Source organism: Oligoflexus sp., assembly GCF_035712445.1.
In the GTDB taxonomy this organism is placed as follows: Bacteria; Bdellovibrionota_B; Oligoflexia; order Oligoflexales; family Oligoflexaceae; genus Oligoflexus.
The window spans coordinates 27,896-45,812 of record NZ_DASTAT010000056.1 but is presented as its reverse complement, the minus strand read 5'-3'; the positions used below and the strand labels follow the sequence as shown (position 1 = coordinate 45,812).

The following is a 17,917-nucleotide window of genomic DNA, read 5'->3' as shown; positions in this document are numbered from 1 at the left end:
CCGTCATGGAATTGATTCGAAATTTCCTGGCCTCGGATTTTTTCATGCCTCACGGACACTGCTATCTCTGGCGTCCAGATATCCTTTGGTTGAATGTCCTGTCCGATGCGTTCATCGGCTTTGCCTACCTTGCCATTCCTTTTCTGCTGCTGACCCTGGTGCGGAAAAGGCGTGACCTCAAGTTCAATTGGATCTTTGTTCTGTTCGCGCTCTTTATCACCGCCTGCGGCCTGACACACATGATCGAGATCCTTACGGTCTGGCAGCCTTACTACGCCGTGCAAGGCTTGATCAAAGCCCTGACCGCCTTCGTGTCCCTCGCCACAGCTATCGCCCTTTACTTCCTGATTCCCAAAGCCCTGGCTTTTCCCAGCATAGACCAGCTCGAACGAGCCGAGCAGCGTTATCGCACGATCCTGAACTCGGCCATGGATGCTTTCGTCGCCGTGGACCAGGACGGCCGCATCACCTTCTGCAACGCGCAGCTGTTGCAGCTGACCGGTTGGCGCCAGGACGAACTCTTGGGAGCCCGCTTCATTGAAAAATTCATCCCCTCAAGGCTTCAGGATCCAACGCGCAGCCCGGGTCAGATGCTGACCGGAATCAATCGTCTGCAGCTGCTCCTCAAGAACGGGCAGGAGATTTCAACGGATATCAAAACCACGCTGGTGGAAGCGGACGATGACCTCGTCTTCGGCATCTTCATTCACGATGCCAGCGAACGCCTTATGGCGGAAGCCCTGCAATCCACCCAGCTGGAAGTCACCAAGGCTCTTGTGGACGCTGACGCGGTGGATGAAGCATTTCATCAGTTCATCCATATCATCTGCCGGGGCATGGGCTGGGAGTTTGGAGCCGTATGGAGCGGATCACCCGATGCCGGCCCTTTCCGTTTGGAAGACACATGGCACACGGATGATCCCATCATCCAGGAATTCGCCGCTTCTTATTCGCAGCGCACGAATCCCTTATTGAAACCCGAAGCCACCGAGCTGGTGCAGGTCTGCCGTGCCGAGGCTTCCCTGCTCGTTCACCATCTGCAGCTGCGAGTGAATCTTGATGCGGATCGCGTGGGTCTGATTGAATTTCTCACTTCGCACCCCAAGGCGGCTGATAAAAAAATAAGCGAGGTTCTGGAGGATCTCACGATTCGCCTCGCGCTTTTTGTCAAGCGTCAGCAGGCCGAGGACAAGACACGACTCAGCGAACAGGAACTCAAGCGTCAGGTGGCCGAGCAGACCGAAGAGCTGCGGCATAGCGCGAATCAAATTCGCACCATCACCGATGCTCTCCCCGATGGCATCATTTATTTCGATCAGTATCAGAATACGCTCTTTGCCAATGAAACCTGGCTGCAGTGGCAGAATCTTGTCAAGGACGCTGTGCATAGTCGTTCCATAGGCGATGTGCTGGGGGCGGATGTCGAGGCCCGAATGCAGCCTTTATTCACGGGGACGTCGGAGCGGAAGCTGACCTTTGAATATGAGTTCTCGGGCCAGAAGCCGAGGCTTTGCGAGGTCATCTGCATTCCGGACATCAATGAAAGTTCCGGCCGGCTCCGTGGTGTGATCACGGTGCTGGCCGATATCACCGATCAAAGGTCCTATGAACAGAACCTGCGGATCGCGAAGGAAGCTGCCGATGCCGCCAACGCTGCAAAAAGCGCCTTTCTGGCAAATATGTCCCATGAAATTCGTACGCCCCTTGGGGCCATCCTGGGTTATTCTGAACTTCTTGTGAGTCAGGGGCTGAGCGAGGCGGAACGCACGAATTATGTGAGCGCTGTGACGCGCAATGGCGAGCTGCTCTCCAACATCATCAACGATGTCCTTGATCTATCCAAAGTCGAGGCGGGCAAACTTGATTTTGAAAAGCAGGAAGTCCCGATCGAGGAAATCCTGACCGACATCACGACCCTTCTGCATCTGCAGGCTCTGGAAAAAGGCATCAACCTGATCGTCTCGGCGGATGGACCGATCCCCGCGACCATTCAAACCGATCCTCTGCGCCTGAGACAGATCCTGATGAATATCGTTGGCAATGCGTTGAAGTTCACCGAACGCGGGTCCATCGAAGTCACCGTTAAAAACGTACGCCACCCTTCCGGCAAAATGCTGCTGGCCTTTGTCGTGACCGACACCGGGCCGGGCATCTCAGCCGAGCAGGCCCGAAAACTTTTCCGTCCCTTCAGCCAGGCCGACGTTTCCACGACTCGGAAATTCGGTGGCACTGGGCTGGGACTCACGCTCTCGAAAAAATTGGCGGCCGGGCTCGGCGGGGATCTGGAACTCACTTCGAGCCTGCCGGGACAGGGCAGCACCTTCACCATCACCATAGATCCGGGCGTGACGACCAAGGTGGTCTTTCAAAGCTCTCCAAAGGTCATGGCGCGACCCGCAGCGTCGCCCATACCCGCTCAAAGCTTGCGCATTGACGGGCTGAAGCTCCTTCTGGTCGAAGATTCTTTGGACAATCAAATCGTGGTGCAGCGCTTTCTGAAGATGGCGGGCTGTGAAGCGGAGCTTGCGAATCATGGGCGTGAAGCCATCGAGAAGATCCAGACGAAAACCTATGATGTGGTGCTGATGGATATTCAGATGCCGATCATGGATGGCTTCGAGGCGATTGCCGAGATCCGAAGGCTTGGCTATCAGCTGCCGGTCATCGCCCTGACGGCCCACGCCCTGAAAGAACAGCGGCAGCAATGCCTGGATAAAGGCTTCACCCAGCACATCACCAAGCCGGTCAACCGGGATGCCCTGATTACGATGCTGCATCAACTGATGCAGCATAGGGGCATCATTCCGCAGGTGGGCAAAGCTGAAGGGTGAGGCTTCGAATCCTTTGCGTGTAAGGCGTCGCCGCAGCCTTGTCTTCATTCATGATCTCGACGTCCTGGGCCAGCTGCTCAAGTTGGTTGCAGCAGGAACTGATACCGTCGCGATCGTTTCGCGAACTGGTTTTACGCAGGTTCTTCAAATCCCCGTCGACGAGGTTGATCGTATCGCGCCCCAAAGTCTGGACGGCCTGCTCGATTTCATCCAGTTCCACCGCATTGGGACAGCGTGCGCCCGGACCTCGGCGAATCAGGACTTCATCGGAACCGGGTGTGACCAGATTGGGCGTGGATTGCAACGCGGGGGATGGCTCCACAGAAGGAGTCGTCTCTTCAGACTGAACTGCTGGGATCGGGGCGGCGGGCCGCGGCGCTTCCTCGGATGTGGTTTTACAGGCAATGAAGAACAATCCAAACAGGATCACGACGTGACGGAATCTCATGACAGGGTCCTCCCTCCCATGAGTATAACCGAATCAATCCGAATTGGGACGCACGGCGACGCGAACCGGCTCGGCATGCGTGAAGCGAATCACATCTCCGAAATTGATTTTGATGACCTGCTTTTCGCCATCGAGCGCGAGAATCGCGGCCGGACAGTGATTTTCGATCCAAAAATCATCATGGGCCGGGTCGGCAAAGCCATGGGTGATCACGAGCCCTTCCTCTTTGCGATGATAAAGCTCGCGTACCAGAAATTGCAGATGCTGATCACCGGCATCCATCGGCACGCCGCCGGCTGCACCGATCGCAGCCGTGCTGCCGGTCGCCGTGGCAATCCAGATGCCGCTGGAACGATGGGACTCGACGCGCCCCTGAAAACCGATGTGATAGCGCGTGGTCGCAGCCGGGCTGGCGGCGGCAAAGAGAAAGTCATTCAGAGCGGGAGTCGGAATGGATTCCTGAGGTCCCGCGGCGCGGGCAATCTGCGCGCTGAGACGTTTCCGTTCGACATACATGAGACGACCTTCCACATAGCGCCGTATCACATCACCCACATTGCTCTGATCACCGGCGCAAAGAAACCCGACGCTGGCCGAGGACGAGCGGATCCCGATCAAAGGATATCCGGGTCGGAGTCCGTAGCTGGCGGTGATCAAGGTACCATCACCCCCAAGGGCGATGACCACATCAAAGTCACCCTGGGGCCAGTGATCGCCGCGCGTGGCTTCCTGGAAGGTGATTTTATGCTTCAGAAGGCTCTCTTTTAAAAGAGCGAGGCAGGCGTAATGTTCATCATGAGCGCGCGTCACCAGCTGCAAATAGGCTGGATCCGTCGCCGCCACAAGGCTTTGCGCTTGAAGCAGCTGATGCTGCTCCAGATTCGTCGGTTTTCGAATGATCAAAGCGCTGGTCATGGGCGACTCGCTTGAAATACAAAAAGCTCCGCAGCATCTGTCTGAGACTTTTTGACAGGATACCACAGAGCTTCCGTCGGAACTATGTTACTCAGTTGGTGTCTTGCTGTTCAGCAAAGCATCGTACTGGACAAATTGCGGATTCTTATAAATTTTTCCATCGTTTTCGTATTTCTTACGAATCTGCGTGGTCATACTATTGAAGAGCGGATACGACTCCATGAACTTGGCGCCTTCGACCAGCTCCTTGCGCTTCGCTTCATCCAGCTTAGCCGGATCGGCGGGAGTTTTCGACTTCAGACGCAGAATATACTGCACTCCATTCACGTTGACGGCTTCGGGGCTGATGTCCCCTGGGTTCTTCAGACCGGCGATCGCCTGCCGAACCGACTTGTCCGAGCCGAGTCCACCGGGGATCACGCGGGAGCCGAGGTTAAAATCGCCCGTTTCTTTCCACGAGACGCCGAGTTCCTGCATCAGCTCCTGACCTTTGCCTTCCTTCAGAGCAGCCTGCAGAGCTTTGACTTTTTCCGCCAGGATAGCTGGTTTTCTGTCGCGTGCAATCAGCTTTTCCGCGATCTCTTTTTGAGCTTCAGCCAACGAAACCGACTTGGCTTCCTGGACGGTATCCACCTTGATGATATGGAAACCGAAGGGCGATTCGACCACATCGCTCACGGCGCCCGGCTGCATGGCGAAGGCCACGTCCGAGAATTCCTTGACCATCTGATCTTTTTTGAAGAAGCCGAGATCGCCACCCTTGGTTTTGCCGCTCGGATCGTCCGTGTATTTTTCCGCCAGCTTGGCGAATTCACCGCTCTTGGCCTTGGCTTCCGCCGCCACTTTCTGCGCCAGGGCCCTGGCTTCGTCCTTCGTGCGTTTCGCCGCCTCACCGGCCGCCGCACGGGCTTCCTTGTAGCCAATCAGAATATGGCGAGCCTTGACCTTCTTGTCCTGGTTAAATTCGCTCTGATTTTTCTCGTAGTATTCCTTGACCTTGGCTTCGCCGCCTTCCTTCATGAACTTGTCGATCTCCGCCTGGTCGATCTTCACCGGGATGGTGTTCGGATCCAGGCGCAGGTACTCGACGTTCACCTTGGATTCGTCGATCAGATAGTTGATCTCCGCGAATTTTTCCGAAGGACGGTAGGTGCTCGACAGAAGGCTCCGGAATTTATTCACGACCAGGTTTTTGCGGATTTCTTCGGTGAAGCTCGCTTCGGTATGCGCCTGGCTTTTCAGGTAACGCTTGAACAGCTCGGGATCGAAGACGCCCTTCTCGTTCTTGAAATATTCGCCTTCGACGATCAGTTTTTCGATTTCATCGTCGGTGGCATAGATGCCGTTTTTTGTAGCTTCGACATAAAGGACCGTGGAATCCACCAGCTGATCGACCACACGCTGGGAAATACCCATCGCGACCGGATCGAATTGGTCCCGAAACTGCTGCTGGTACTGGTTTGTCATATTGCTGTGCAAACGACGGAAGTCGAGCGAACTGATTTTGATGCCGTCCACGGAGGCAGCGGCGCCACTCGGAGGCATGAACCCGCCTTCATGAGGCTGGCACACGCCAAAGAATAGCATGGCCCCCATGGCCAAAATCAAAACGGTATAAGACTGCCAAGACTTCGTAAGCGACTTGGCGTCCAAGTCCGTCGTTCTCTTCCACTTAAGCATCCTAGACCCCTTTTTCCCCAACGCTGAGAGTTGATTCTGTACTTTTTGACGCAATTTACCCATGCGCACTAGATAAGCTACTACCTTTACCATAGTCAGAGAGCGCCGTTAAGATGGATTGCAAGGATTTTGTGGCTTCTCCGTGACTGCATTCCTCTGCCCAAAGCAGTGGCAAATTCTGAAGACCCACGTGATCGTCTCGGGGCGAAGACAGCGCTGGTTCCGACGATCTCGAAAATTTTCAGGTCAGGCCCTTTCTTTGTTTGGAGGATGCGCAAGAACGTGCTTTAATAATAAGCTGCAGACAGAAATCGTTTATTAGGAAACAGGAGATAGGGGATGATTTTCGACTGGTTGGCTGGAATGTTCTCGAATGATTTGGCTATCGACCTGGGAACCGCCAACACTCTTGTTTATGTCAAAGGCAAAGGGATCGTGACGAACGAGCCTTCCGTCGTCGCCGTGCAAAGGGACGTTCGCGGAGGGAAGAAAATACTCGCAGTGGGCAAAGAAGCTAAGGACATGCTGGGCCGGACCCCTGGTTCCATCGTCGCCGTTCGCCCCATGAAAGACGGAGTGATCGCAGACTTCGAAATTACCGAAGCCATGCTGCGCTACTTCATTGAGCGAGCCCACAATCGCCGGACCATGGTGAAACCTCGTATCATCATCTGCGTACCTTACGGCATCACAGAAGTGGAAAAGCGCGCTGTTAAAGAATCGGCAGAATCCGCCGGCGCGCGCGAAGTGCATTTGATCGAAGAACCCATGGCGGCTGCCATCGGCGCCGGTCTGCCTATTTCCGAGCCAAGCGGTAACATGATCGTCGACATCGGCGGTGGAACCACGGAAGTTGCGGTGATTTCGCTGGCGGGTATTGTGTACTCCAAATCGGTGCGCGTGGGTGGAGACAAGATGGACGAAGCCATCGTCAACTACCTCAAAAGAAAGTATAACCTCCTGATCGGTGAGCGGACCGCGGAACAGATCAAGATCGCGATCGGCACGGCCTATCCCGATGATGAAATTCAGACCATGCACGTCAAAGGACGCGATCTGGTCGCTGGTATTCCCAAAACGATCGAAGTCGCTTCCGAGGAAATTCGCGAAGCTATCGCCGAACCCGTCAATACCATTGTGGAAACGGTTCGCATCGCCCTTGAAAAAACGCCTCCCGAACTGGCTGCTGATATCGTGGACAAGGGCATTGTTCTCGCCGGTGGCGGCGCTCTCATTAAGAACCTCGATATTCTTTTGCGCGAAGAGACCGGATTGCCTATCATGATTGCCGAAGACCCATTGACAGCCGTCGTGCTGGGTAGCGGCAAGGCGCTGGATCAGATTGATATTTTGAGCAACGTGGCCCTGCGCTGAGCACGGTTCTTCCTCATTTATGACTGACTTTTAGTCAATGTACGGCTCAGTGGGCTTCCCCTGAGCCTTTCCTTCACCCACGTTTTCCATGCCTGCCCCCTCGGGGCCGACGCGATCCTGGAGTTTGTGTCCATGGCGAAAAGCAAGGCCAGATTTTTTTGGCGGTTAGTCCTGGTGGCATCGCTTCTGTCGCCCTTCGTCTTCTTTTCTTCAGCTCTGAATCCCTGGAGCACAGGATCGACACTGACGCTCGTGGCGCAGGAAATTCTTTATCCCTTTGAATATGTCTGGGATAACGGCAGCGGCTTTGTCGGTCGGGTCTGGAATCATTATTTTGCCCTGACCGGCGTGGCCAAGGAAAACACGCAGCTGAAATCGGACGTCGCGGTTCTGAAGACCAAACTCCTCGATTATGAAGATAAGCTGCAGGAGATCGCCCGTCTTAGAAACCTCTTAGGTTTCACCCAGCATTTTCAAGGGGCGCATCTGGTCGCGGAAGTGATCGGCGCGCGCAGTTATCCGAGTTTCAAAACGCTGCGCGTGAGCAAGGGCAAGCGTGATGGCGTGAAAGTGGGCATGCCCGTCGTCACCGCGGAAGGCGTGGTCGGCCGCGTGATTCGGACCGGACAGAAATTTGCCGACGTGCATCTTTTGGTCGACGCCAACTTCAACCTGGACGTGCTCCTGCAAAGAACCCGCGTCCGCGGCGTGCTGAAGGGCGCGGATACGCATGCTCTTTTAAAGCTGAATCGCCGGGCGGAAGTGCGGATCGGGGATACTCTCATCACCTCGGGCATCATCGGCGGTTTTGCGAAAGGCCTGCCCGTGGGTAAAGTCGTGCGTATCAGCTATGAATCCGATAATATTTCCCAGACCATCACTGTGGAACCCTGGACTGATTTCGATCGGATCGAGGAAGTGATCGTTCTGGAAAATCATGATCAGGAACTCCAGAAAATTATCGAAACAGCCGGCGAGTCGTGGCTGGACAAACCATTTGATGAGCAAAAGGGTGGCTGAACATGGACATCCTCGAGCGCCGTGATGCCTTGACCCGGATGCGTCGCACCATGAGACGGTGGCGACCGCGCCCCAACACCGGCAGCCTGACCAAGGATGTCGTCTTTCTTTTGATCATCGGCTTTATTCAGATCACGATCCTGCCTTATCTTTTGGGCTCGCTCGGCTATCTGGATCTCATCACGCCCTGGCTCGTGATCACGTTTATCCGGCAAAGACCGCTGCAGGCGCATATTCTGGCCCTGGTCGGCGCCATGATACTGGAAACCCGTCTGGCGGCACCCGCTGGACTTTATCTCTGCGCCTACTGGATTTTGGCCAATGTCATTTCCCTGGTCCGTCCCGCTCTGTCCTGGCGCTACAAAACGCCATGGCTTGTGTCGTATGCCCTGGCTTCGCTCTGGGTCATACTCTTCGAAGTGTTTGTGATTAACTTTCTGCAAACGGCCTCACTCCATCAGCCCACTTACATAGCGCAGCAGGTCGTCCGCTTTTTCGTGACTGTCAGCTACGGCATGTACCTTTCCCGCGAATGGATGACGATTGATGCCGAGGAGCCGGTACCGCAATGACCCGCATACATAAACAGGAAAGTCTGCTGATCGAATCCCGCTTCATGTGGGCGAGTATCGCGATCCTTGGCGTGATCAGCGGCCTTTTATTCCGCCTTTGGTACGTCCAGATCTATAAAGGGGAATATTATAAGGATATCTCCGAGCGCAACCGTGTGCGCCGCATCGAGATCCCGGCGCCCCGCGGGATTATTTACGATCGCAACGGCGACGTGATGCTGGGCAACTCGCCCTTTTTTGACCTCGTATTTATCCCCCAGTATGTTTCCGATCGGGATACGACCTTCAAGGTCCTGGCGCGCCTTCTGCATGTGCCGACCGCACGCTTCGAGCATCGCCTGGAAATGGCCCAGGGCCAGCCCAAGTTTTTGCCGATCACGCTGAAGCGGAATCTTTCGCAGCATGAAGTGTCCATCATCGAAGCCAACAAGATCTTTTTGCCCGGCATCGAAGTCCGCACCTCGCCGCGCCGGGACTATGGCCCGGATGTGCCGCCGCATGTGATCGGGTATCTGCGGGAAATCGATCCGAAAGCCATGGACACGCTGAATACTCAGAACCCGGACAACCCCTATCTTTTGGGCGATCTGATCGGCAAGCAGGGCCTGGAAGCCCGCTGGGAAAAATACCTGCGCGGACGCCGTGGATACCGACTGATTCAGGTCGATGCCTTCGGCCGGCAGACGCAGTCGTTTGAAGAAAACGGCTGGCAGTATCCGAGCGTCGCGGCCATTCCCGGCTCCGACCTTGAACTGACCATGGATAAGGAACTGCAAAAAGCCGCACGCGAAGCCTTTGCCGGTAAAAACGGAGCGGTCGTTGTCCTGAACCCGCAGAATGGTGAGATCCTGGCTGCGCTCAGCGAGCCTGGTTTTGATCCCCGCGCAATGCAAAGCGGACTGTCTGGTGAAGACTGGCGCCGCCTGACCGAAAACCCTTTCAAACCCCTGCTCGATAAAACCACAGGCGGGGAATTCCCTCCGGGATCAGTGTATAAGCCGGTCGTGGCCATGGCCGCTTTGGAAGAGCATGTGGTCGATCCTTATAAGACCTATCATTGCCCAGGTCATTTCACGCTGGGAAATCGCCGCTTTTACTGCCACGAACGCCGTGGTCATGGCACGGTGAACCTGCAGCTCGCGATGATGAAATCCTGTGACGTTTACTTCTATCAGGTCGGCGTGGAACTCGGCGTCGATCGCATTGCCAAATACGCCAAGGCCCTGGGCCTGGGGCAGCCCCTTGGCATTAAGCTCAACATGGAACGCCCCGGTTTGATTCCGACCTCGGCCTGGAAGATGCTGGTGCATCGCTTCCCCTGGGCCGCGGGGGATACGCCGAACATCTCGATCGGTCAGGGCTACGATTTGATCACGCCGGTGCAGATGGCGAACCTTTATGCCGTGATTGCCAACGGCGGCAAGGTCTTCCGGCCCTATGTCGTGAACCGCGTGACCAACCATGTGGGCGAGACCGTTTACGAGCATCAGCCGGAACTGATACGCAAGGTCGCCGAGATCAAACCGGAAACCTTCCAGATCCTCCGCAATGTTCTGATGGCGGTGGTCATGGATCCCAAAGGCACGGGTAAAAATGCGAATGTGCCGGGCACCACGGTCGCCGGTAAGACCGGCTCGGTCCAGGTCGTCAGTTTGAAGAAAAACCGCAACCAGGCGGACGTGTCCATGAACTGGAAAGAGCATGCGATGTTCGCAGCCTTTTCTCCGGTGGAAAACGCGGAAATCGCGGTGGCCATCGTCAGTCAGAACGATATGGTCGGTGGGGGTGGTCGTTCCGCAGCTCCGGTTGCGGGCAAGATTATCGAAGCGTACTGGCGTCTGAAAAATGAAAAAGCTGCACTCGCAGCCGCCAACAAGGATATCCATCAGGTCGATAAAAAACCTGCAGCAGCCGAGGCCACAAGCAATGAGAAGCAAGAGAAAACATTCTGATGGCGTCTTCCTCCTACCCGAAGGCGACCTGAAAAAACCGAGCAGTCCGCAGATTACGCTTCTGATCCTTCTCTTCTGTGGTCTTTTGGCGATCGGCCTCACCAACCTTTACAGCGCTAGTGTCGGCGCCGGATTTTTCTGGGCCCAGACTCGGAACCTTGTGATCACGATCAGCGCGTTTGTGATCTTCGGCTGGATTATCTCGATACGCCAGGTGGCAGCCTACACCTACTATTTCGTGGCTCTGATCTGCCTTCTGCTCGTCGTCGTCCTTTTCACAGGTCGGGTGGCCGGTGGTGCCCAGCGTTGGATTTCCCTTGGGCCGCTCAGCTTTCAGCCTTCTGAATTCGCCAAGCTCGGCATGGCCCTGCTCCTGGCCCGTTTTTTCTCGTCCAACCGTCAGGATTCACCCTATCGCATCCGCGATCTGATGCCCTTGATCATGATGATGGGCTTGATCTTCGCCTTGATCTTCGCGCAGCCCGACTTTGGGACTGCAGGCGTCTGCCTTCTGATCGCAGTTTGTCAGCTGGCCTTCATCCGCATTGATATGCGCTCGATTGCAGCTGTGCTCCTGGCCATGCCCTTTCTCGCGGCTGTCGGCTGGAACACGCTGCTCATGCCCTATCAAAAGCTGCGGATACTCAACCTTCTGAATCCCAATCTTGACCCGCAAAATACCGGCTATCACGCCTTGCAATCCTTGATCGCGGTCGGCAGCGGCGGGCTCTTCGGCAAGGGTTTCATGCAGGGAACGCAGGCCCATCTTCGCTTTCTTCCCGAAAGGCACACGGACTTTATTTTCTCGGTCTTTTCTGAAGAGCATGGCTTTTGGGGCAGCGTCCTGATCTTCATGGGCTTCGGCCTTCTGACCTACATCGCCCTGGATATCGCCAAGCACAGCAAGGATACCTTTTCCGGTCTTTTGGCCGTGGGCCTGGGCGCGCTCCTCTTCCTCGAATTCGCGATCAACGTGGCGATGGTTATGGGGATTTTCCCGGTCGTGGGCATCCCGCTGCCCTTCTTTTCCTATGGAAGCTCGGCCATGCTCACCGTCTGTACTTCGATTGGCCTTCTGATTTCGATCAACCGCAACAATTTGGGTGGTCGTAAATAAGAATAAAAACAATGGTTTAGGCTCCGTGCTGGCGGCGTCGCGTACCCACGCTGTTTTAGCGGTTTGTGCGTCTCCTCCTCTTCTGATAGGGAAATAGCGCCACCCATCAAAGGAGACCGCACGTGAAGCCCATTCGCGAATTGCTCAAAGAAATCGCTCATAGCAGCGACCCCGACCGAGCCGTCACCGAACATGCTTACCAGGGATTTTCTGATTCAGAGAAAAAGGAATTCCAGCAAAAAAACCTGGCCGTTTACGCCGGCAAAGTGCGGGAACTCATTCGCACCGATGATGAGCTTCTGATCTATCATACCGATCGCCTCTCGGCCTTCGATCGCTTCATCGGCCTTGTGCCTTATAAAGGGACCATCCTCGCGGAAATTTCCCAATACTGGCTGGAAGCCGCTGCGGAGGTGGTGCCCACTCATTACCTGTCGCGCCCGCATGAGCGCGTTCTCCGCTGCATCAGCTGCACGCCTTATAAGGTGGAAGTGGTGGTGCGTGGATACATGGCCGGCAGCATGATGCGTGCCTATCAAAAAGGTGTGCGGGAATTCTGTGGCGTGAAACTTCCGGAAGGCCTGGAGCCCTATCGCTCCCTGCCGGAACCCATCATCACACCGACCACCAAGGCCGCCGCTTTCGAACATGATGAAGACGCGACGCCCGAGCAGCTGGTCGACCAGGGTGTCTGCACGCGTGAGGAATGGGCGGAGATCTCGCGGATGGCGCTCAATCTTTTCCGCTTTGGTCAGCAAAAATATGCGGAAAAAGGCTGGATCCTCGTCGATACCAAATATGAATTCGGTCGCGATGGTCAGGGCCGCATCCGCCTCATCGATGAAATTCACACGCCGGATTCCTCGCGTCTTTGGGTGAAGAGCACGTATGAAACGAATCTCGCGCGCGGCGATGCCCCCGAGATGCTCGATAAGGAAACCGTGCGCCGTTATCTTTTAGAGCAGGGTTTCAGCGGGCAGGGCGTGGTTCCCACCGTACCCGTCAGCCGCCTTGTGGCGCTGGCCGAAACCTATCTGAAGGTCGCAGAAACGCTGACAGGACGCCCGCTTATGAGCGTCGGTCCTTTGACCCGCACCCCTCTGGTTTAATCCCCAAAAAAATGGCGAATAGCCCCTTACGGAACTGTAAGGGGCCTTGCCTTAAACTCCTTGAGTGTCTTCACCGATGCCCCTCACAAGCGGGTGAGCGCCCCTTAAAGGAGTACGTGAAATGGCAAAGGGTCATTCGGATCACCATTCGCAGCAGGATCAGGGAACACCGACCTATATAATTATGAGTGTTCTCTTTGCGATCGTGATCTTCGCCCTGGAAGGCATGAAGTCCACCATCAGCCTGACCGGCATCGATCAGCAGACGCAGTCCACCACCCTCGGCTTCATCGGTCTTGGTCTTTCGCTCTGCTTTTTCTGGCGACGCCTGCATGACAGTCTTTTCAAAAGTCTGAGTGCTTTTTTCTTTAGCGGTGGACTCTGGGCTTACCTCGTCGCCACCGTGGTCCTGCCTCTTCTGGTTCCAGGTGAAGACGTGGCGAGTCGCATGCAACTCGTGCATCAAGGCGGCCTTGGAGCTGTGGTGATCACAGGCTTTACGCTGATGGCCGCGCTTCTTTATCATCAAAAGCCCGTCCCGGCTCTTCTGATGACCACGCTCGCCGGATTTTTGGTGGGCTTTGGCAGCCTTTATCCTTTGCTCCGCCCCAGCATCACCATGCAGGGCGACCTTGCGATTGAAAACCGTCATGCTCCTGCGCATAAGAAAGCCGAAGTCACGAGCGAGGAAAGTTCCCAAGGCGAGCCTTCCGGTCACGATGATGAGACCCATGAAATTCAAATCAGCCATGAATCCGAGCCTAAGCCTTCGGCAAAAGTGAAGATGGCCGCCCATGCCGCGCCTGAAGGCGACGAGGATGAAATCGACGAGCGTCTTCAGAAGGCCCTGCGCCAGGAAACGGCCGACGAAGAGCATGAGGAAGCAGAACCTGCGCCGCGCACTTTGTCTGCGACCCAGAAGGAAAAGCTGCGGGCCAAAGCTGTGGCGACTCATAAACCCAAGGCTGATAAGAAAGGCAAACATAAAATGGCTCTGGCCGCCAAGGCCCCGGCTGCGCATGGATCTCACTGGGACTATGCAGGCGAGGCAGGTCCCGAGCATTGGGGTGATTTGGATGCCTCCTTCAAGACCTGCAGCGCGGGTTTGGAGCAAAGCCCCATCAATATTATGAACGCATGGCCCACCCGTGATGCGATCGAACTCGATTATAAACCGAGCACCTTCCAGGTCGTGGACAATGGTCACACGGTTCAGGTGAATGTCGAGCGTGGCAACTACGCGCTTATTGGTGGCAGCCGTTATGAATTGAAACAGTTCCACTTTCATACACCGAGCGAGCATCTGGTCGAGAACCGTCCTTACCAGATGGAAGTGCATTTCGTTCACGCCAATGACCAGGGCGAGCTGGCCGTGATCGGTGCCTTTATCAATCCGGGCAAGGCCCACGCGGGTTATCAGACTGTTTGGGATTATATGCCTGTGAAGGCCAAAGAGCCGATCAAACCTTATAACGTCACGCTCGATCTGCGCCGTCTTCTGCCGACGATGCTCACGGCGTTCCACTATCCCGGTTCCTTGACCACACCGCCCTGCAGTGAGAAAGTGAACTGGAACGTGCTGCATGCGACCCTGAAATTCTCTCAGGAGCAGATTGATCGTTTTAAATTGAAATATCCGATGAATGCGCGGCCGGCCCAGCCCTTGAATTATCGCAGACCGTAAAAAAGATAAGGTGCCTCATCCGTTAATTCAGCCTGATGCGACGCAGGCTGAGGATGAAGCACCCCTGAAGAAACCACTACACCGAGATAGGGGACGACTGAGCGTCATCACTGCGACGATGATGACGTCACGAGATCCTAAAACCAGGAAACACTGTTGCAGAACTCCTTTTTCATTACAGTCCTTTCATCTATATTTTCCCAGTTGCCTGGGAAGACCTAGCGTGCGTGTGTAACCCTGCCTCTCTTATTTCACGTCTCGTGCCGCGGCCGTCCGTGCTGAGATTTCCGGGAGTTCCCCCAAACGGGACTAAATTCGGCTGTAAAGCCGAGCGAGAGGAATCGCTGTGACAGGCTTCAAGTCTTTGATTCTTTGGAACTATCGGCGTCTGATCAGACGAAAGCTCGTCAAGATGGGCTCGGAATTCACGGCCTACGTTCATAGAAGCATGAAATCACAGGGCAATTGTCCAGAGCCTCTTTTTCTGCTGGAAGCTGCTATCCCGCTCCTGGACCGCTTTTCCGGTCTTTTCTCCATCATCCCGCTCCCTTAAAATTTTCTCCATAAAGTATGACCCCCACCTCGTCCGACTTAACATCTGACGTAAAAAATATCCGGAGCCCGAGGCATGACCCGTAAAGGTCGAGAAGGTTGGAAAAAAACCGCGATTGACGAGACGAAGCGCGCGATCAAGGTCGAGCTGGATCAGATTCTCCAGCAGTCCGGGGAAGCCGAACGTCTGAACTATATTCTGGAGCAGATCCAATTTTTGGAATCCTCCGAGGATTCGGATGCGCTTTTGCGTCGTTTCATCTTCATCGTCTCGGCCCTTGTGCATCATGATCGCCATGGAGGGCTCGGCAAGCGCCAGATTCAGGACCTTTCGAACCTCGGTCAGGCCATCCTGAGGGTTGCCGGCGTCAAACCCGGTCATACCCAGGTCTCGTTTCTTTATTCCGAGCTGCATACGATCATTAGCGACATCCATCATTCGAATAGCGAGATCCTGCAGGCACTCTGGGAACGGCAGCTTGCAGCGCAGATGGCCATCATGCCCCAGGAGCACACCGCGCGCCAGAACCTGGGTATGGGCATCTACGCCCTGCGCCTTGGCAATGCTTCGCTGGCCCTTCATTTTCTGGATCGTGCCCTTGCCGACTGTGATGATTCCAAGGTTACCGACACGATCCGCGTTTGGATCGTGAAGTCGCATCGCATTTCCGGCCAGCTGGAAGCCGGTCTGGAAAAAGCCAAAGCGGTGGATTCCGAAGTCACCGACCCCAGCTGCCGCCAGGAATTGACCTGGGAACAGACCTGTTTGGAATCGAGCCTGTCGGGTGACCTGACCGAGATGATGAGCCTTCTGCGCAAACAGAAATCGGATTATTCGAGTTCTTATAAGCTCGAACTCTATCTGTGGGCCGCGGGTCATAAGAAAACCCAATGGCTGGAGCGCCTGCCGAAAATCAGCCGGCTCGTCGGTTCGCGGGTCATGGAATCCCCGAAGAATGCCCAGCTTTTCGCCATCACGCAGTCGCTTGAAGAGGCTTATGATAGCGAGATTCCTTTCGCCAAGCGCCTTGCGGATATCAAAAAAATCCTGCCGAAGATTTCGGGCCTCTATTATATAGACCAGGAGATCCTGGTGTGGAACGCGCTCGCCCGCTGGCTCTACCGCAGTCGCCATTACCAGCTCGCCGCCATTGCCTTCTATGAATATAAATCCATCAGTCTGAAGTTGAGCGAAGGCCGGGATGCCGATGTCCTGCGCCTCGCTGCGGACCTTCTGGAAGTGAATTGGCTTCAAAAGAGTTAGGAGCAAACCTCCATGGTCCCGATTTTCCGTTCCCATTCGGACGGAAGAATCCAGTGTTTTCAGCGGCATAAAAAATTTTGTCAAGGTAGAAGCAAAAAATGCCGATCCGGTGACCATGAGGTGGCATATGCAAGTGTTAGACAGGGTGACAATTCAGCTGGCAGCTCTCGGGCTCGTGTTTGCAACACATGCATGCACGCAGAAGAGCTTCAACCTAACTGAAAAATCCAAGTCGACAAGTCAGGCGATCGCTCTTGATCCTGACACGAAAGCCAATGATCGTCCGACCGAGTCAGGCACGGGCGTGCCGGGATATCTGGTGGACTGTTCGCCCTTTAACGTCGAAGACGATAACGTCCAGGTGGGTTGTATCACCACTGATAGCGAAGGCGTGCGGGTCATGACCTCGGCCGATGCGTGGAAGCGTTTTGATATTCGACTGCCGCCGGATTCGCCTTATGGCGTGACGATCAACAAAGTCGTGGCCACGAACCTCGCGGCCTGGGATGTGAACTTTATCTTCGCAGGTGCGGATAAGACCACGCTGACCAGCGTGGCTCGTAACAGTATCTACGGCTATTCCTATCCGAACGAAGCCGGCCAGACCGTGCGCATTGAAACCGCGCCTCTGCCGCCGCCTGTGCCTGTTGCGGCTCCAACGCCTGCAGCCGGAACGGGAACCACTTCGTGCCTGGGTGGGGCCATGGTCGACGGGTTCTGCTTTGTACCCGTGGAATCGTCCTGTACGGAATACTGCGGCAAGGCTGGCCTTGCGCCGCATCCTTACGTGACTTCGCGCTTCGGTGCGGGGAATAATGTTGATGAAGATGCCAACAAGCGGGCCTGTCACGATCTTTTCGCGCAGATCCGTGGTTCGCAGAATTTTGACTTCGGCGACACGCTGAACGCACGCGGCATGGGCTGCTTTGAAGAGCAGGATGGACGTGTGGTTTATGATAAGTCGGATACGAATCCCACGCAGTTCCCGAGGATTGGGAACAAGAGGATTTGCGGCTGTCAGTGATGAGATGACGCCGGGGCTTGCCGCGGCTATCAAAAGCCGCTCGACCGCGTGTGGCTATGAAAATGTAAAGTTACACCTCGGACCCCAATTCGACCCGTGTGCATCGGGGAGTCTTCGGGTCCGAATTTTTTTTCCCCCAAGAGCCAATCACAGGCGAATTGCCGGCAGACCAGGGGCCGCACCTCGTAGATGCTGCAGCCGCGGGCCGTGAGGTAAGGGCAGGCCTTCCCCGCGGGCTTGGCGATGTCTTCGGCGGTGTCGAGGCGGGTGGAATACCCGGGCTTGGATTCGATCTCAAGCTGCGTACAGCAGAGCGTGCAGCTCCCACAGGAGCGCCCCTTCTGAGGCACCCCATCCCCACTCGTGCGTCTCACG

At 55.4% G+C, this 17,917-nt stretch carries 15 protein-coding genes; 11 read left to right on the top strand and 4 right to left on the bottom strand.

Annotation, left to right across the window (positions count from 1 at the left end; genetic code table 11):
• The first annotated feature begins 5 nt into the window (after positions 1-5).
• Positions 6-2,831, top strand: coding sequence for a response regulator (locus VFO10_RS11635; RefSeq protein ID WP_325140227.1), 2,826 nt, complete (start codon positions 6-8; stop codon positions 2,829-2,831).
• On the opposite strand, the gene VFO10_RS11630 is transcribed toward VFO10_RS11635, so the two are convergent.
• The 3 genes from VFO10_RS11630 to VFO10_RS11620 form a co-directional block, all read right to left on the bottom strand.
• Positions 2,800-3,279: a hypothetical protein gene (locus tag VFO10_RS11630; RefSeq protein ID WP_325140225.1), complete on the bottom strand. Its 480-nt coding sequence runs from the start codon at positions 3,277-3,279 to the stop codon at positions 2,800-2,802. The genes VFO10_RS11635 and VFO10_RS11630 overlap by 32 nt on opposite strands.
• Positions 3,280-3,312: 33 nt before the next feature.
• A complete protein-coding gene (locus VFO10_RS11625) occupies positions 3,313-4,194 on the bottom strand; it encodes an NAD(+)/NADH kinase (RefSeq protein ID WP_325140223.1) in 882 nt (293 codons plus the stop codon).
• An 87-nt stretch (positions 4,195-4,281) separates the two neighbouring features.
• Complete coding sequence (locus VFO10_RS11620; RefSeq protein ID WP_325140221.1) at positions 4,282-5,874, bottom strand: peptidylprolyl isomerase; 1,593 nt, start codon at positions 5,872-5,874, stop codon at positions 4,282-4,284.
• Positions 5,875-6,213: 339 nt separating this feature from the next.
• Here VFO10_RS11620 and VFO10_RS11615 point away from each other — a divergent pair, with 339 nt between their 5' ends.
• From VFO10_RS11615 to VFO10_RS11570, 10 genes are all read left to right on the top strand, one after another.
• On the top strand, positions 6,214-7,248 hold the full coding sequence (locus tag VFO10_RS11615) for a rod shape-determining protein MreB (RefSeq protein WP_141735649.1): 1,035 nt from the start codon (positions 6,214-6,216) through the stop codon (positions 7,246-7,248).
• Positions 7,249-7,380: 132 nt separating this feature from the next.
• Positions 7,381-8,268: a rod shape-determining protein MreC gene (gene mreC / locus VFO10_RS11610; RefSeq protein ID WP_325140219.1), complete on the top strand. Its 888-nt coding sequence runs from the start codon at positions 7,381-7,383 to the stop codon at positions 8,266-8,268.
• A 2-nt stretch (positions 8,269-8,270) separates the two neighbouring features.
• Positions 8,271-8,840: a hypothetical protein gene (locus VFO10_RS11605; RefSeq protein ID WP_325140216.1), complete on the top strand. Its 570-nt coding sequence runs from the start codon at positions 8,271-8,273 to the stop codon at positions 8,838-8,840.
• On the top strand, positions 8,837-10,792 hold the full coding sequence (mrdA, locus tag VFO10_RS11600) for a penicillin-binding protein 2 (protein WP_325140215.1): 1,956 nt from the start codon (positions 8,837-8,839) through the stop codon (positions 10,790-10,792). Before VFO10_RS11605 ends, mrdA begins: the two co-directional genes overlap by 4 nt.
• Positions 10,767-11,909 (top strand): rod shape-determining protein RodA, encoded by a 1,143-nt coding sequence (gene rodA / locus VFO10_RS11595; RefSeq protein WP_325140213.1) that lies wholly within the window; start codon positions 10,767-10,769, stop codon positions 11,907-11,909. Before mrdA ends, rodA begins: the two co-directional genes overlap by 26 nt.
• A gap of 122 nt (positions 11,910-12,031) precedes the next feature.
• Positions 12,032-13,018, top strand: a complete 987-nt coding sequence (locus VFO10_RS11590) for a phosphoribosylaminoimidazolesuccinocarboxamide synthase (RefSeq protein ID WP_325140212.1) — start codon at positions 12,032-12,034, stop codon at positions 13,016-13,018.
• 121 nt (positions 13,019-13,139) lie between these two features.
• Positions 13,140-14,702: a carbonic anhydrase family protein gene (locus tag VFO10_RS11585; RefSeq protein WP_325140210.1), complete on the top strand. Its 1,563-nt coding sequence runs from the start codon at positions 13,140-13,142 to the stop codon at positions 14,700-14,702.
• Between the two features lie 346 nt (positions 14,703-15,048).
• A complete protein-coding gene (locus VFO10_RS11580; RefSeq protein ID WP_325140208.1) occupies positions 15,049-15,255 on the top strand; it encodes a hypothetical protein in 207 nt (68 codons plus the stop codon).
• A 75-nt stretch (positions 15,256-15,330) separates the two neighbouring features.
• A complete protein-coding gene (locus VFO10_RS11575; protein WP_325140206.1) occupies positions 15,331-16,518 on the top strand; it encodes a hypothetical protein in 1,188 nt (395 codons plus the stop codon).
• A gap of 127 nt (positions 16,519-16,645) precedes the next feature.
• The gene (locus tag VFO10_RS11570) at positions 16,646-17,542 is read left to right on the top strand and encodes a hypothetical protein (RefSeq protein ID WP_325140204.1); all 897 of its coding nucleotides are present in this window, start codon (positions 16,646-16,648) and stop codon (positions 17,540-17,542) included.
• A gap of 29 nt (positions 17,543-17,571) precedes the next feature.
• Here the strand turns inward: VFO10_RS11570 and VFO10_RS11565 are convergent, their stop codons facing one another.
• Positions 17,572-17,916, bottom strand: a complete 345-nt coding sequence (locus VFO10_RS11565) for a YkgJ family cysteine cluster protein (RefSeq protein ID WP_325140201.1) — start codon at positions 17,914-17,916, stop codon at positions 17,572-17,574.
• Position 17,917 lies beyond the last annotated feature (1 nt).